Origin of the sequence: Hyphococcus luteus, assembly GCF_002943565.1 — a bacterium.
In the GTDB taxonomy this organism is placed as follows: Bacteria; Pseudomonadota; Alphaproteobacteria; order Caulobacterales; family Parvularculaceae; genus Hyphococcus; species Hyphococcus luteus.
Genome location: NZ_PJCH01000005.1, coordinates 1,029,241 through 1,045,122 on the forward strand (window position 1 = coordinate 1,029,241; position 15,882 = coordinate 1,045,122).

General features: G+C 62.9%; 13 protein-coding genes and 1 riboswitch. Of the genes, 7 read left to right on the top strand and 6 right to left on the bottom strand.

Features of this window, described 5'->3' with window-relative positions; genetic code table 11:
• Positions 1 to 33: 33 nt before the first annotated feature.
• From CW354_RS09920 to CW354_RS09950, 7 genes are all read left to right on the top strand, one after another.
• Positions 34 to 3,000, top strand: coding sequence for a 2-oxoglutarate dehydrogenase E1 component (locus CW354_RS09920; RefSeq protein WP_104829834.1), 2,967 nt, complete (start codon positions 34 to 36; stop codon positions 2,998 to 3,000).
• 17 nt (positions 3,001 to 3,017) lie between these two features.
• Positions 3,018 to 4,571 (top strand): 2-oxoglutarate dehydrogenase complex dihydrolipoyllysine-residue succinyltransferase, encoded by a 1,554-nt coding sequence (gene odhB, locus CW354_RS09925; RefSeq protein ID WP_104830087.1) that lies wholly within the window; start codon positions 3,018 to 3,020, stop codon positions 4,569 to 4,571.
• A gap of 39 nt (positions 4,572 to 4,610) precedes the next feature.
• A complete protein-coding gene (gene lpdA, locus CW354_RS09930; protein ID WP_104829835.1) occupies positions 4,611 to 6,017 on the top strand; it encodes a dihydrolipoyl dehydrogenase in 1,407 nt (468 codons plus the stop codon).
• 73 nt (positions 6,018 to 6,090) lie between these two features.
• On the top strand, positions 6,091 to 6,696 hold the full coding sequence (locus CW354_RS09935; protein WP_104829836.1) for an exopolysaccharide biosynthesis protein: 606 nt from the start codon (positions 6,091 to 6,093) through the stop codon (positions 6,694 to 6,696).
• Between the two features lie 42 nt (positions 6,697 to 6,738).
• Positions 6,739 to 6,993: a CBU_0592 family membrane protein gene (locus tag CW354_RS09940; protein ID WP_104829837.1), complete on the top strand. Its 255-nt coding sequence runs from the start codon at positions 6,739 to 6,741 to the stop codon at positions 6,991 to 6,993.
• 233 nt (positions 6,994 to 7,226) lie between these two features.
• Complete coding sequence (locus CW354_RS09945) at positions 7,227 to 8,840, top strand: peptide MFS transporter (RefSeq protein ID WP_104829838.1); 1,614 nt, start codon at positions 7,227 to 7,229, stop codon at positions 8,838 to 8,840.
• A 66-nt stretch (positions 8,841 to 8,906) separates the two neighbouring features.
• Entirely contained in the window at positions 8,907 to 9,467 is a 561-nt protein-coding gene (locus CW354_RS09950; protein ID WP_104829839.1) for a cob(I)yrinic acid a,c-diamide adenosyltransferase, read from the top strand.
• On the opposite strand, the gene CW354_RS09955 is transcribed toward CW354_RS09950, so the two are convergent.
• From CW354_RS09955 to CW354_RS09975, 6 genes are all read right to left on the bottom strand, one after another.
• Positions 9,464 to 10,225, bottom strand: a complete 762-nt coding sequence (locus CW354_RS09955) for an ABC transporter ATP-binding protein (protein WP_104829840.1) — start codon at positions 10,223 to 10,225, stop codon at positions 9,464 to 9,466. The two genes, CW354_RS09950 and CW354_RS09955, sit on opposite strands and share 4 nt — an antisense overlap.
• Positions 10,222 to 11,211, bottom strand: a complete 990-nt coding sequence (locus CW354_RS09960) for a FecCD family ABC transporter permease (RefSeq protein WP_207764733.1) — start codon at positions 11,209 to 11,211, stop codon at positions 10,222 to 10,224. The genes CW354_RS09955 and CW354_RS09960 overlap by 4 nt, the downstream gene beginning before the upstream one ends.
• Entirely contained in the window at positions 11,208 to 12,014 is an 807-nt protein-coding gene (locus tag CW354_RS09965; protein WP_104829841.1) for an ABC transporter substrate-binding protein, read from the bottom strand. The genes CW354_RS09960 and CW354_RS09965 overlap by 4 nt, the downstream gene beginning before the upstream one ends.
• Positions 12,011 to 13,837 carry a TonB-dependent receptor plug domain-containing protein gene (locus CW354_RS09970; RefSeq protein WP_104829842.1) on the bottom strand — a complete coding sequence of 609 codons (1,827 nt, stop codon included), beginning with the start codon at positions 13,835 to 13,837 and terminating at the stop codon, positions 12,011 to 12,013. Before CW354_RS09970 ends, CW354_RS09965 begins: the two co-directional genes overlap by 4 nt.
• Before the next feature lie 70 nt (positions 13,838 to 13,907).
• Positions 13,908 to 14,099, bottom strand: a riboswitch (cobalamin riboswitch).
• Positions 14,100 to 14,171: 72 nt separating this feature from the next.
• Positions 14,172 to 14,309: a hypothetical protein gene (locus tag CW354_RS23405; RefSeq protein ID WP_165793631.1), complete on the bottom strand. Its 138-nt coding sequence runs from the start codon at positions 14,307 to 14,309 to the stop codon at positions 14,172 to 14,174.
• A gap of 191 nt (positions 14,310 to 14,500) precedes the next feature.
• On the bottom strand, positions 14,501 to 15,859 hold the full coding sequence (locus CW354_RS09975; RefSeq protein WP_104829843.1) for a M28 family metallopeptidase: 1,359 nt from the start codon (positions 15,857 to 15,859) through the stop codon (positions 14,501 to 14,503).
• Between the last annotated feature and the right edge of the window lie 23 nt (positions 15,860 to 15,882).

Here is a 15,882-nt window from a genome sequence, read left to right on the forward strand (position 1 = left end):
TATCGTCACAAAGACGAAAAGACGGATAGGGTCATGGCCAAAGACGGGAACGCTCCCGCATCTCCGGCGGCAGGAAAGCCGGAAAATGAAACGGTTCTTTCGGGGTCCAATGCGCAATATCTCGAAGCGCTTTACGCCCGTTACGCTGATAATCCGTCCTCGGTAAGTCCGGAATGGCGCGCTTTTTTTGAAAGCGAGAACGACGCCGCGCCGGCCTTCGAAGGGCCGAGCTGGGCCCGCAAGGACTGGCCGCCCAAGGTCAATGGCGAGCTGACGGCGGCGCTCGACAGCGACTGGTCAGCGCTTGAAACCCAGCTAAAGGCGAAAATCGAAGAGCGCGCCCGGGTCAATCCGGCGGCGGCGCCGGGCGGCGATGTCCATCAGGCCACCAAAGACTCGCTTCGCGCGCTGATGCTGATCCGCGCCTATCGCATTCGCGGCCATCTCATCGCCGATCTCGATCCCCTGGGGCTTCAGAACAAGACGGTCCATCCCGAACTCGATCCGGCCTCTCTCGGCTTCACCGACGCCGACATGGACCGGCCGATCTATATCGACTACGTCCTCGGCCTTGAAACGGCGACCCTGCGCGAGATCCTCGGCATCCTGCAGCGGACCTATTGCGGCACTTTCGCGGTCGAGTTCATGCACATCACCGACCCGGAGCAGAAAGCCTGGCTGCAGCAGCGCATCGAAGGCCCCGACAAGGACATCACTTTCACCAAGCAAGGCAAGCGCGCCATCTACAACAAGCTGGTGGAGGCGGAAGGCTTCGAGCAGTTCCTGCACACCAAATATACCGGGACCAAGCGTTTCGGGATCGACGGCGGCGAAGCCATGGTCCCGGCGCTTGAGCAGATCATCAAACGCGGCGGCGCGCTCGGCGTTAAAGAGATCGTCATCGGCATGCCGCATCGCGGGCGCCTCAATGTTCTCGCGGCGGTGATGGGCAAGCCCTATCACCATATTTTCCATGAATTTCAGGGCGGCTCGGTGACGCCGGACGATGTCGCGGGCTCCGGCGACGTCAAATATCACCTCGGCGCCTCCTCCGACCGGGAGTTCGACGGCAACAAGGTGCACTTGTCGCTCACCGCGAACCCGTCTCACCTCGAGGCGGTGAACCCGGTCGTCCTCGGCAAGGCGCGCTCCAAACAGGACCGTATCGAAGCGCCCGATCTCGACCAGCCGCGCACCCATGTGCTGCCGCTTTTGCTGCACGGCGACGCGGCTTTCGCCGGCCAGGGCGTCGTCGCGGAGTGTTTCGGTCTCTCGGGGCTTCGCGGCTATCGCGCTGGCGGCACCGTTCATTTCATCGTCAACAACCAGATCGGTTTTACGACGAGCCCGAAATTTTCGCGCTCTTCGCCTTATCCGTCGGATGTGGCGAAAATGGTCGAGGCGCCGATTTTCCATGTGAACGGCGACGATCCGGAGGCGGTGGTCTACGCCGCGAAAGTCGCGACCGAGTTCCGCCAGAAATTCGCCGCCGACGTCGTCATCGACATGTTCTGCTATCGCCGTTTCGGCCATAATGAAGGCGACGAACCCGGCTTCACCCAGCCGAAGATGTACAAGAAGATCCGCAAGCTGGAGACGACCCAGGCGGTTTACGCCAAGCGCATGGTCGCCGAAGGCATTCTCAGCGAAGAAGATGTCGAAGCGGAAAAGACGAAATTCCGGGAATTCCTCGACAGCGAATTCGCCGCCGCGGAAAGCTTCAAGCCGAACAAGGCCGACTGGCTCGACGGGGCCTGGTCCGGCTTCGTGCCGCCGGTGGACGATGATCGCCGCGGCGATACGGCGATCGAGATCGAAGAGCTGAAAGACATCGGCGCGTCGCTCACCCGCTATCCCAAGACTTTCAATATCCACAAGACGCTCGCCCGCATCCTCGACCATAAAAAGAAAATGTTCGACGCCGGCGACGGGATCGACTGGGCGACGGCGGAAGCGCTTGCCTTCGGCTCGCTCGTCAAAGAAGGCTTTGGCGTGCGCCTGTCCGGTCAGGATTCGCGCCGCGGCACCTTCTCCCAGCGCCATGCGGTCTTCATCGATCAGGAGACGGAGAAAACCTTCACGCCGCTCAACCATCTCGACGGCGCCGAAGCGACCTTCGAGGCGCATGATTCGAACCTCTCCGAATTTGCGGTGATGGGCTTCGAATACGGTTATTCGCTGGCCAATCCGAAATTCCTGGTGCTCTGGGAAGGCCAGTTCGGCGACTTCGCTAATGGCGCGCAGGTGATCATCGACCAGTTCATTTCTTCGGGCGAGCGCAAATGGCTCAGGATGTGCGGGCTCGTGCTTCTATTGCCGCACGGCTATGAAGGTCAGGGCCCGGAGCACTCCTCGGCGCGGCTCGAGCGCTTCCTGCAGCTTTGTGCGCAAGACAACATGCAGGTCGCGAACTGCACCACCCCGGCGAACTATTTCCATATTCTGCGCCGCCAGATGCGCCGCAATTTCCGCAAGCCACTCATCCTGATGACGCCGAAATCGCTGCTGCGTCACAAGAAATGCGTCTCTTCGCTCGATGAGATGGGGCCCGGCTCCTCCTTCCATCGCGTTCTCTGGGACGATGCGGAATACCGGCCGGGCTCGACCGTGAAGCTGGTCGCCGACTCGAAAATCAAGCGCGTCGTCATCTGTTCCGGCAAGGTCTATTACGACCTTCTCGAAGAGCGCGAAAAGCGCGGGCTGGACAATGTCTATCTTCTGCGCGTGGAGCAGTTCTATCCGTTCCCGGCGATGTCGCTCATCAACGAGCTGCAGCGCTTCCGCAACGCCGAGATGGTCTGGTGCCAGGAAGAGCCGAAAAACATGGGCGCCTGGTTCTTCATGGAGCCGAATATCGAATGGACGCTCCAGCAGATCGACGCCAAGCACAAACGCCCGCGCTATGCGGGCCGCGCCGCCGCCGCTTCGCCCGCCACGGGCCTGATGATCCGGCACAAGCAGGAACTCGAAGAATTTTTGAATGACGCGCTGACGCTTTAGCGCAGTTGGAGAAAGACATGGCCACCGAAATCCGCGTTCCGACGCTCGGCGAATCCGTCACCGAGGCGACGATTGCGAAATGGATGAAGAACGAAGGCGATGAAGTCTTCGCCGACGAGCCGATTGTCGAGCTTGAAACCGACAAGGTCTCGGTGGAGGTGCCGGCCCCGGCGGACGGCGTTCTCACGTCGGTCTCCGCGAAAGAGGGCGACACGGTGGAAGTGGACGCGCTTCTCGGCGCCATCGAGGAAGGCGCCGCTGCGGCGCCGAAAAAGCCGCAGCCAAAAAAGCCGGCGCCGTCTCACGAGGGCGAAGAGGTCGAAGTGAAAGTGCCGGCTTCGGGCGAGAGCGTCAGCGAAGCCGATGTCGGCGAATGGCTGAAAAAGGAAGGCGACGCCGTCACGCTCGACGAGCCGCTTGTGAGCCTCGAAACCGACAAGGCGGCCATGGACGTGCCGTCCCCGGCTTCGGGAACTTTGAAGGAAATTCGCGCCCAGGAAGGCGACACGGTCGAAGTCGGCGCCGTTCTCGCGGTGATCGTCACCGGCGAGGCGCCGGCGAAAGCCAATGGCGGGGGTAATGGCGCAGCGGGCGCCGCCGAAGTTTCAGGCTCGGGCGAAAACCGGCCGAGTCCGCGCGAAGTCGCCGCATCCGGCGAGAGCGTTATGGAAGGCGACCGCAAACGCGCTTCCGCTGAATTGTCGCCGGCGCCGCGCCGCGTCGTCGCCGAGCGCGGCCTCGACCCTTCCGCGATTGAAGGCACCGGCAAGGACGGGCGCGTCACCAAGGCCGACGCCTTGAAAGCCAAAGCCAAGCCGCAACAGGCGAAACCCGCTGAGACGCGCGCGCCGCAGACCCCGCGCGATTTGGGGCCGCGCGAAGAGCGGGTGAAAATGTCCCGCCTGCGCCAGACCATCGCCCGGCGCCTGAAAGAGGCGCAGGACACGGCGGCGATGCTGACCACGTTCAACGACGTCGACATGACGGCGGTGATGGAGCTACGCAATCAGTACAAGGATCTTTTCGACAAGAAGCACGGCATCAAGCTCGGTTTCATGTCCTTCTTCGTAAAAGCTTGCGTCCATGCGCTGAAAGAGGTGCCGGACGTCAACGCCGAGATCGACGGAACCGACATCATCTACAAGAACCATTATGACATCGGCGTTGCGGTGGGCTCCGACAAGGGCCTCGTCGTGCCGGTGCTGCGCGATGCGGATCTGAAATCCATGGCGGAGATCGAACTTGAGATCGCCGATTATGGCCGCAAGGCCCGCTCGGGCGATTTGAAGCTCGAAGACATGCAGGGCGGCACCTTCACGATCTCGAATGGCGGGGTTTACGGCTCGCTCCTGTCGACGCCGATCTTGAACCAGCCGCAATCGGGCATTCTCGGCATGCATCGCATCGAGGAGCGCCCGGTGGCCCGCAACGGCGAGGTTGTCATCCGCCCGATGATGTATCTCGCCATGTCCTACGATCACCGCATCGTCGACGGCAAAGGCGCCGTCACCTTCCTCGTGCGCGTCAAGGAAAATCTCGAAGACCCGCAGCGCCTGCTGCTTGATCTATAACGGCGCGGCGACGCTGCTGCCTGATTTCAAGGAACTCTTATGACTGACACATACGACGTCGTCATCATCGGCGCCGGGCCCGGCGGCTATAATGCGGCGATCCGCGCCGGCCAGCTCGGCCTGAAAACCGCGATCATCGAAAAGCGTGACAACAAGAAACTGGGCGGCACCTGCCTCAATGTGGGCTGCATCCCTTCGAAAGCGCTGCTCCACGCCTCGCAGCTATATGAGATTGCAGAGAAGGATTTCGACGGGCTCGGCATCAAGGCCACCGGCCTCAAAGTCGATCTCGTCCAGATGCTGAAACAGAAAGACGACGCCGTTGAAGGCCTCACCAAGGGCGTCGAATTCCTGATGAAAAAGAACAAGGTCGAGGTGTTTTACGGCGCCGGGGAAATTCTTTCCGCTGGGCGCGTCCTCGTCTCCGGTCCTGACGGCGATAAAGAACTTGATACGAAAAACATCGTCATCGCCACGGGCTCGGAAGTCACGCCCCTGCCGGGCGTCGAGATCGACGAAGAGCAGATCGTCTCTTCCACCGGCGCGCTGGCGCTTTCGCCCGTGCCGAAACATCTCGTCGTCATCGGCGGCGGCGTCATCGGGCTTGAGCTCGGGAGCGTCTGGCGCCGGCTCGGCGCGAAGGTGACCGTGGTCGAGTTCCTCGACAAGATTCTGCCGACCATGGACGGCGAGGTCTCGAAACAGTTCCAGCGCATCCTCAAAAAGCAGGGCGTCGCGTTCAAACTCTCCTCAAAAGTGACCGGCGCTGAAAAACTGAAGACCAAAGTGAAACTGTCCGTTGAACCGGCCAAGGGCGGCGAGGCGGAGACGATCGACTGCGATGCGGTGCTGGTCGCCATTGGACGGCGTCCGCACACGGACGGGCTGGGGCTCGAAACCGTCGGCGTCAAAACCGACAAGCGCGGCTTCATCGAAACCGATCATTTTCAGACCAATGTCAAAGGCATATGGGCCCTCGGCGATTGCATCACGGGGCCAATGCTCGCGCACAAGGCCGAGGACGACGGCACGGCCTGCATCGAACTGATCGCCGGCAAGGCGGGGCATGTGAATTACGACACCGTGCCGAGCGTTGTTTACACCTATCCGGAAGTCGCCGCCGTCGGCAAAACCGAAGAGCAGCTGAAAGAAGCGGGCGTCAAATACAAGACCGGCAAGTTTCCGTTCATGGCGAACTCGCGCGCCAAGACCAATCATGAAACCGACGGTTTTGTGAAAGTCCTCGCCGACGCGGAAACCGACAAGGTGCTCGGCGTTCATATCATCGGCGTCGAGGCGGGCGAGCTCATCGCCGAAGCGGTGAGCGTCATGGAGTTCGGCGGCGCCTCCGAAGACATCGCCCGCACCTGTCACGCCCATCCGACGCGCTCGGAAGCCGTGCGCCAGGCGGCCATGGGCGTTGAAGGCTGGACCATGCAGGCCTGACGGGGCGGGCCTTCCCTGTCTCATTGTCTCCGGTCTTGCCGGAACGGGCCGGGTCCGCCAGTGTTGGGCTGCTATGTCCGAAACCGCAAAATCCGCTGATATCGGAGACGGCGTCGCGCCGCTGGAAGAGATCATCGACGACGCCATCGCCCGGTCCGAAGACGGCCGGGTCTCGTTGCGCGCGCTGCTCCTCGCCTGGGGCGACCGCAGCTACGGGCCGCTCTTCATCATTCTTGGGTTTGTCGGCGGCACGCCGCTCGCCGTCGTGCCCGGGGCCGCGGCGGTCGTCGGCGTCGTCATCGCCATTCTCGCGCTGCAGATGACCTTCGGGCTGAAACACCCCTGGCTGCCGAACGTTGCATTGAAGCGGTCCGTTTCCGAAGAAAAGCTGCGGGACGTGCGCCAGAAAATGGACAAGCCGCTGCGCTTTCTCGACCATCTCATCACCGAGCGCTGGACCTGGGCCGCAAGCGAAGCGATGCGCCGGGCGGCGGCGATCTTCGTCACCGTGCTCGGCGTTTTGATGATTCCCTTTGACGCCGTCCCCTTCGCGGTCGCGGCGCCGGCCTGGACCGTGGTGCTGTTCGGCGTCGCCATCACCGCCCGCGACGGTCTTGTCATGACGCTCGCCCTGGCGGGGTGTCTCGGCGTCGGTCTCCTCGCCATGCGCGCATTCTGAACCGGCCTCGCGCTTGCCTGCGGAATACTCTAAACAGGCGCCATGCATTTGACCCTCCCGGATTTTATCGGCTTCGCTGGCGTCGCGCTTGTCGTCGGCACCTATTTTCTCTCGCAAGTCGGGCGGATGGAGGTGCGCCGTCCGCTCTATCCGGGGCTGAACGGCCTCGGCTCGCTGCTCATTCTTTATTCCCTGTCGAACACCTTCAACGCGGCTTCCTTCGTCATCGAAATGTTCTGGCTGTTGATTTCCGCCATCGGGCTGTTTCGCGCCTTCAGGCTGAAGTCGAAGGAATAGCGGGCGCGCGCCCGGCCCTCGTCAAAACTCGTACGAAAGGCGAACATGGAGGCGCCGCCCTCGCGCAGCGGATCACGAGCCTGCGCGCATCCGGCTGAAACTCATCCTAAACGCTGGATTCCTTGAGCATTTTCAGCCTAAGGTGCGCGCTAATCGTGCGCGTCCGAACTGGGCGCCGGGGGTGAGAATCGAACGCGGCGCCTTGCCGGGTCGCCGCTAGAGGGAGTTCATATATGTTTTATCTGGTCCTGGGCGGCATCGCGCTTATTGGCCTTTTGATGACGCTTTTTCAGATGCGCAATCATCCGAAAGGGCTGTTCATTCTGTTCTTCGCCGAAATGTGGGAGCGCTTTTCCTATTACGGCATGCGCGCCCTGCTGGTTCTTTATCTGACCCAGCATTTTCTTTTCGGGGAGCGCGCCGCTTACGGCCTTTACGGCGCCTATACGACGCTCGTTTACATCCTGCCGGTGATCGGCGGGGTTCTCGCCGACCGCTATCTCGGACAGCGGCGTGCCGTGCAGGTCGGCGCCGTCCTTCTTGTGATGGGGCATCTCGGCATGGCGGTGGAAGGCGAGCCCGTGGCGCCCGGCGGATCGCCCGATGCGACCATCATCAACATCTTCTATCTCTCGCTCGCGCTCATCATCATGGGCGTCGGTTTCCTGAAAGCGAATATCTCCACCATTGTCGGCGAACTTTATCCGAAGACCGACACACGCCGCGACGGCGCTTTCACGCTGTTTTACGTTGGCATCAATCTCGGCGCCGCCTTCGGCGCGCTGCTCGCTGGCTATCTCGGCGAAACCTTCGGCTGGAAATACGGTTTCGGCCTTGCGGGCATCGGCATGCTCGCCGGTCTTGTCGTCTTCGTCATCGGCAGGCCGCTTCTCAAAGGCGCAGGCGAGTCGCCCGATCTGGAGCTGTTGAAGAAAAAACGGTTTGCAGGCCTTTCCACCGAATGGCTCATCTATGTCGGCACGCTGGCCATGACGATTTTCGTCTGGTGGGTGGTGCGCGATCAGGACACGGTGAATGTGCTCCTGATGATTGCCGGCGCGCTGACAGTGGCTTATATTCTGTATCGCTCCGTCTTCACCCTGGAACCCCATGCGCGCGACCGCATTTTCGCCGCCGTTTTCCTGATTTCGATACAGGTTCTTTTCTGGGCGCTCTTCGAACAGACCGGCTCGTCCTTGAACATCTTCACCCGCGACCAGGTGGACCGCACCATCTTCGGCCAAGAGATCGTGACCTCGGTGTTCCAGTCGATCAATGCGATCTACATCATTCTGCTCGGTCCGGTCTTCGCCATGTTGTGGGTTTATCTCGGCAAGCGCGGACTTGAACCGACGGCGCCGCAGAAATTCGGGCTCGGCGTCATTCAGCTCGGGCTTGGCTTCCTCGTGCTCGTCTGGGGCGCCACCAGCAACGCCGGTCTGACGCCGGTCATCTTCATCTTCCTGATTTACCTGTTGCACACCACCGGCGAGCTTTGCCTGTCGCCGGTGGGCCTCTCGGCCATGACGCGGCTTTCCACGCGGTCCATGGTGGGCCTTATCATGGGGACCTGGTTCCTCGCTTCCGGCGCCGGCAATGCGGTTGCAGCGCTCATCGCCCAGGCGACGGCGGCCGTGGGGCCTGACGGCGAGCCCGTGGTGCTCGACGTCTACTCCAATGTGGGCTGGCTCGCCGTCTGGGTCGGCATCGGCCTGATCGTCGTTTCGCCGGCGATCAACTGGCTGATGCATCTGAAGACGCTGAAAGACGAAGAACACCCCCTCGCCGGCGAGCGGGAGATCGGCGAGCCCATGGGGCCGGGCGTCCATCCGCCCACAAAAAGCTGATTTCATTCCATCTTGTGAAGCGCCCGGCGGTCGAACCGCCGGGCGTTTTCTTATAGGCTGAGACCCATGTCAGACAGGCTCAATAAAATCGTCACCCGCGGCGGCGACAAGGGCGAAACCTCGCTCGCCGACGGAACCCGCCTTAAAAAGGACGATGCGCGCATCGCATTGATCGGCGAGGTGGACGAACTCAACTCCCATATCGGCGTCGTCATCGCCCATCTTGAAAAAGGCGCGCTCGCCGATCTTCTGACCGGGGTGCAGCACGATCTGTTCGATCTCGGCGGAGCGCTGTCCTTTCCGGGCGCGCCGGTTTTGTCGGACGACCACCTGGCGCGTCTCGAAGAGGCGGCGGCGGCGTTGAACGAAGAGCTGCCGCCGTTGAAAGAGTTCATTCTGCCCGCCGGCGCGCCGGTCATCGCTTTTGCCCATGTGGCGCGGGCGGTCTGCCGACGGGCGGAGCGGGCCATGGCGGCGTTTCATCGCACGGCGCCGGAAGCCTCGCTCGGACTTCAATATCTCAATCGCCTGTCGGATGTTCTGTTTATCGCCGCGCGGGCGGAAGCGAAGCGTCAGAACATTCCCGAAGTCTATTGGCGCAAGGAAAAAAGCGCGGGCGCAAATTAATTTTCGAGCGCGTGAATGGCGAGGCCGCCTTCCGCATCGAACCGCGCACGGATTCTGAAAACCTGCTGCAACTGATCGTCCGTCAAAACGTCTTTCGGCGCGCCGTCCGCGGCGACGCCGCCCTCATGCACCATCACGATGCGTGTGCAGTAGCGCGCCGCCAGCGTCAGATCGTGCAGCGCGGCGATGACGGCTTTGCCTTCTTCCGCCTTGGCGCGCAGCAATTGCATCACCGATAGCTGATGCGCGGGATCGAGCGCGGCGGCGGGTTCGTCGGCGAGAAGCAGCGGCGTTTCGCCCGCAAGCGCGCGGGCGAGATGCACGCGCGACAGCTCGCCCCCGGAAAGCTCGCTCGCCGGACGGTCGGCGAGATGGCCGGCGCCGCAGGCGGCGAGCGCGCAGTCCACGGCTTCAGCGTCGCGCGCATCCTCCGTTAGCGGATTGCCCCAGGCGAAACGCCCCAGCGCCACAAGACTGCGCACGGGCATGGCCCAGTAAAGCGGGCGCGTCTGCGGCAGATAGGAAAGCGCGCGCGCCCGTTCGCGCGGCGAGAGCGTCTCCATCGCCGCGCCGGCGAGCCGCCGCGTTCCGGCCTCGACCGGCAAAAGCCCGGCGGCGGTTCTAAGCAGCGTCGATTTGCCTGCGCCATTGGGGCCGATAAGGCCGATGAACTCGCCTTCGCGCGCGCTCATGGAAATATCATTGAGGATGCGCCGGCCTTTGAGGGAGACCGAGATATGATCGAGCTCGAGGATCATGAGGCGATCCTTTTCGTCGTCGCCGCAACCCAGACGAAGCCGGGCGCGCCGATCAGCGCCGCCGCGACGCCGAGCTTCAGCTCCTGATCGAAAGGCAGGAGGCGGATGACGATGTCGGCGCCGGCGAGCATGACGCCGCCCATCAACGCCGATGGCAAAAGCAGCCGCGCCGGGTTCTGTCCGGCGAAGGCGCGTACGAGATGCGGCGCGACAATGCCCACAAAGCCGATGGCGCCGGCGGTGGCGACGCTGGCGCCTACCAGGAACGCCGCGCCGATAATGACAAGCGCGCGCGTGCGTTTGAGATCGGCGCCGAGACTGTCGGCGGTTTCCTCGCCCAGCGTCAGGGCGAGAAGGCCCGGCGCCGAGGCGACGATCATGATGAAGCCGAGCAGGGCGAAAGGCGCGGCGAGGGCGAGATCGTGAAAGCTCCGGTTCGCCACTGTGCCGAACAGCCAGTTGATGAGATCGGAGAGCGCGAAAGGGTTCGGCGAGAGATTCATGGCGAGCGAGATCAGCGCGCCGCAAAACGACGACAGCCCGACGCCGATAAGGATGAGCCGTGCAGTGGTGACGCGCCCCGCGCCCAGCGCGTAAAGCGCCGCCGTCGCGCCGAGCGCAAAGAGGATCGCCATCATCGGCGCCGCCCAGAAAGCGAGCGCGGCGAGATTGAAATAGATGGCGATGACGGCGCCGAGCGCCGCGGCGGCGGAGACCCCGAGCACGCCCGGATCGGCCAGCGGGTTGCGCAAAAGCCCTTGGAGGCCCGCCCCCGCCGCGCCGAGACAGGCGCCGGCGAGAAAGGCGGCGAGCGCGCGCGGCAGGCGGATTTCGCGGATAATCGCGGAGACGGCGCCCTGATCGGTGAAAAGCGCGGCGAGCGCGTCGCCGGGCGCGATCGCCGCCGGGCCGATAAACAGCGACAGGAGGACCAGCAGCACGCTGGCGCCCGCCAATATGGCGTTGAGGGAAAGCGCGCGCATCATTCAGCGCCTTTCGCGATCATTTCCGCCGCATCGACGGAGAACCAGGCGGCGCAGCTTACAAGGTCCGCCGGCAATTGCACGGAAGGCGTTTTCTCGAGAAGACGCTTCAAGGCGGGGTGGCGCGCCGCCGACCAGTGATTGATGTCTTCATCGCGGGAGACGAAAAACCCGCCGACAATGAAATCCGGCGGCGCCAGCAGAACCTCCTCGGCGGGCAGGGCCGGCCAGTAGGATTCTCCTTCCTCCGCCGCAACATTGACGAGCCCCGCCGCGCGGATCATTGCGTCGATCATGGTGTGGGCGCCGGCGGTGACGCCGCCGGGCGTCACATAAAGCGCGCGCTTTTTTGAGTCGGATGTGCGTGCCAGCGCGTCGAGCCGCGCCTCCATTTCGCCGATCAGCGCTTCGCCGCGGGGCTCTTGGCCGAGCGCATCGGCGACAAGACGGATATTGTCTTTGACGCCTTCGAAATCTTCCGGGTAGCCAAGGGAGACGACGCGCGCGCCAAAGGCGGTGAAATTTTTCTCCGCATTGGCGCCGCCGCCCCACTGGCGCAGGACAAGATCGGGCGCCAGCGCGAAAACTTCTTCGCGGGACGGACGGATTTGTTTGCGGTTCACCGCCTCGGCTCTGAGATGAGAATAATCCTTGTCCGCGCCGCGCGAGACGGCGAGGACCTGGTCTTTATCGGCAAGTTTCAAGAGATACTGGTCGGTGCAGTAATCGAGGGAGACGGCGCGGGGCTTCGCCGCCGCCGGAAAGGCGGCGGCGAGCGCCAGTAGAAGGACCGTCAGCCGGATCACAGCCGCACCCTGACGCCGCCATAGGCGGCAAGCCCCGGCTCGCCATAGCCGGAGACATCCTGATACGCCGCATCGGTTGCATTTTCCACGCGGCCGTAAAGCTCCAGCGCATCCGTCAGCTGATAGGCGCCGCGCAGATCGAGACGGACAAACCCGTCATTCGGCGCCGGGCTGTCGTTTTCGCGGCCATTGACGATGACGCTGGCGGAAAGGGACAGCTTGTCCGCCGGCTTATAGGTGACGACCGCCGTTCCTTTATGCTTCGGCTGGCGCAGAAGCTGCGCATCCGTTGAAAGATCGACAGCGTCCGTGAAGCTGTAGGTCAGATCGGCGGAAAGGCGCGGGGACAGCGCGAAATTTCCCTCGACCTCGACGCCGCGCGCGCGGGTTTTATCGATATTGTAATAGCCATACTGGATGAGATCGAAATCGATCTGGTCTTCAACGCGCGTGCGGAAGAAGGTCACCGCAAGGCGCTGGCGCCCGTCATCTCCGAACAGCTTTTCAACGCCGATATCGAAGCCGTTGGCTTTTTCCGGGCGAAGGTTCGGATTGGGCGTGGCTCCGAACTGATCGTAATTAAGTTCGAACAGGCTTGGCGCGCGGAAGCCCTCGCCCCAGCTTGCGCGCAGGCGCCATGTCTCGTCGACGCGCCAGACGGCGGAGGCGCGCGCGGTGGTTGCGCCTTTGAAATTCGAGAACTCGTCGCGCCGTCCGCCGACCGAAAGCGTCACGGCCTCGACCGGTTTTACCTCGACGGCGGCGAAAACGGCGCCGGCTTTCGCGCTTTCATCGACGCCGGAAACCTCGGCGCTTGTGCGTTCCGCCTCGGCGCCGGCGAGGAGGCGCAGATTGTCGCTCAAGGCGATGTCGGCGAGATAATCGACGGTCAGGCGCCCGCCCTTCGCAGAATAGGTCTCAACGCCGTTATCGGTGTTGCGCCGGTCGATGGCGTTATAGGCGAGGGTCAGCGCGCCATCGAAATTCGTGAAGGACTGCAAAAGCCTGCCGCTCGCGAGATAATCTTCCGTGCGTTCGATTTCTTCGGTGTCGCCGAGCGTGTAAGCTGGCGGCGGGAAGCCGTCGATCTTGGCGCGCGAATGGGTGGTGCGCAAGGCAATCTCGCCGCGCCAGTGCTCGGCAAGCTCCGCGCCGGCGGACAGCGTTGCGGTTCCGGCGCGATAGCCGTCTTTTTCGGTTCCTGCGTCGGCGCGGGAGACGCCGTCCGTGGTGACGCCGCTTAAAGAGAGGCGGCCATAGAAGTCTTCGTTTTCAAAGCCGGCGGCGAGGCCGGCGCGCGCAGTTCCGAAGGAGCCGCCTTCGAGGAAGCCTTCGGTTCCTTCATGCTTTGTTGTGACGGAGATGACGCCGCCGATGGCGTCGGCGCCGTAAAGCAGGGATTGGGGGCCTCGCAGAACTTCGATGCGTTCGACTGTCGAAGCGTCGAGATTGGCGAAGTTGAAGCCCCCTTGCGGCGCCGACGGGTCGTTGGCGACAACGCCGTCAATGACGATTAGCGTCTGGCCGCTCGAGGCGCCGCGAATGCGCGCGCTCGAAGCGCCGCCGGCGCCGCCGTTTTGCGCAATCGCGACGCCCGCCGCATCGCGCAGCGCGTCGGCGGCGAAGACATATTGCCGGTCGATGATCTCTTCGGCGGTTATAACGGATACGGACGATCCGGTTTCCGACAGGGGCGTCGGCGCGCGCAAGACGGAAACGATGATTTCGTCTTCGGCGAGTGCGGGCGACGTTGCGCAGGCAAGGGCGCTGGCGATTGCGGGCGTGATGGTGTTGCGCAAAGCGCGCGGGGAAAATGCAGTCATGGCGACTCTCCTTTAAGGTTGGATGTCGCCCTGACGGAGGTTCCGCTCGCCATGGCTGATCCCGGCCGGACGAGAGACGACGCGGACGGCAGGTCTCCTGGCTTGCGGATGGTCGGCGCCGCCTGCCTTCCCGGAGCTCAAGAGCTTCCAGTGGCTTCGTAGCGGGCGCCTGGCCGCTTACAGTTGCGGGCACAGCCGCGGATTTACACCGCGTTCCCTATTCTCTCCCATATGCGGGAGCACCGTCAGCGGCTTTCATAGAAAACGCCCCGGAACAGCGCAACCCATGACGGGGGACTGTTCCGGGGCGTCGGGAAAAAGTTTTGCGCCGGCCTTATTCGGCAGGCGCTTCGGCGGCGGCTTCAGGCGCCACGTCGATCATCGGCACGTCATACCAACCGAAATAATCGACAATCGACGCCACGCCGACGACCGCCAGCAGCAAAAGAATAATCCAGAGGATAGCTTTCATTGGAACACCCCACGTTTTGAATCGGTTTCCCCGCGGCGAGCCTAACCGAGGGAAATTCATATGGCCAGAATAAAGATTAACGCCGCCTCGCCGCACAGACACGCGCATTTGCGCGTCTTTCGCAGTTAAGTTGCGCGGATGCGGGGCTTATCGCGCAGCCCCGCGCATATTGTGCGCATGCGAAATAATCGTCAGTCGCCAAAGCTCCCGGCCGCGCCCGGAAACACCACCGGGCTTTCCGCGCCGTCCTTCGAAAGCGAGGAGACGCCGAAGAAATAATTGTCGATGACGGTGTTTTCGAGCGTGAACTCTTCGACATCGCCGACGTCGACGCTGTGCGTCCATTGCGGCGCGTCGGTAAGGCGCCAGTGGATGCGATAGCCTTCGAGATTGCGCGCGGCTTTGCCTTCGGGACGCGTCCATTTCAAGGTTGTCGAGGGTTTGACGGCGCCTTCGATCTCGACATTCGCCGGGAAAGGCGGCGCGGACGCCATGGCGGCGAGCGCGACCACATTGAGGGATGTCAGCTTGCGCGCGTAATCGAAATTGACGCCTTCGATCACGTCGCCATAGGCGATCCCGCCTTCTGTGCGCAAATCCTGATGCTGGCGTGTGTAATTCTCATGGGTCTCCATGATCCTGACGCCCGGGATCCCGACCGCGTTAAAGGGTCGGTGATGACCGCCGCGGCCGAAACGGTCGAGGCGATAGACCATCATCACATCGAGATTGGGAATGAAGTCGTCCGCAAGCTGATCGATATGCCGGGCGAGGTTGCGCGACGGGCTGTCGACTTCGCCGCCGGTGAAGCGCCGGGTCTTCGCCTCTTCCGGCGTTTCCGTCGCGCGCACGCCTTCGGAAAAGACGCGGGCGGTGGAATTGTCGATCACCCCGTCGAGACCTTCGATATTGCCGATCATGTCGTTGTTGAGCACCGCCTTGACGCGCCAGCCATGATCGAGCGCGTAGCGGGCGAGAATCTTGCCGCCGAACAATCCCTGCTCTTCGCCGGAAAGGCCCGCATAGACGATGGTGCCGGCGAATTTCTCCTTGGAAAGCACCCTTGCGGCCTCGAGAACGCCGGCCAGCCCCGAGGCGTTGTCATTGGCGCCGGGGCTGTCGGAGGTTGCGTCGAGCGGATCGGAGACGCGGCTGTCGATGTCGCCGCTCATCATTACGATGCGGTCGGGGTCGAGCCGGCCGCGCTGGACCGCCACGACATTCACGACTTCGGTGCGCTCGGGGATGCGCTCCTCGCCCTCGACGAAATCGCTCACCGTGATGACCTCGAGGCAGCCGCCGCATTCGGACGAGATCTTCTCGAATTCCGACTTGACCCAGCGCCGGGCGGCGCCGATTCCGCGGGTCTCGGAGTCCGTCACGGACAGCGTATGCCGGGTGCCGAAACCGACAAGACGCTCGATATCGGCTTCAATGCGGTCAGCGGACACTTGGCCCTGAAGGCGGGCGAGGCGTGCGGCGTTGTCCCCTTCGGCGGCGGCGAGAGGGCCTGAAATCATTAAGAAAAAGACAGCTATCGGCGCGCGCATGGACGACTCCGGTTATTTTCAGC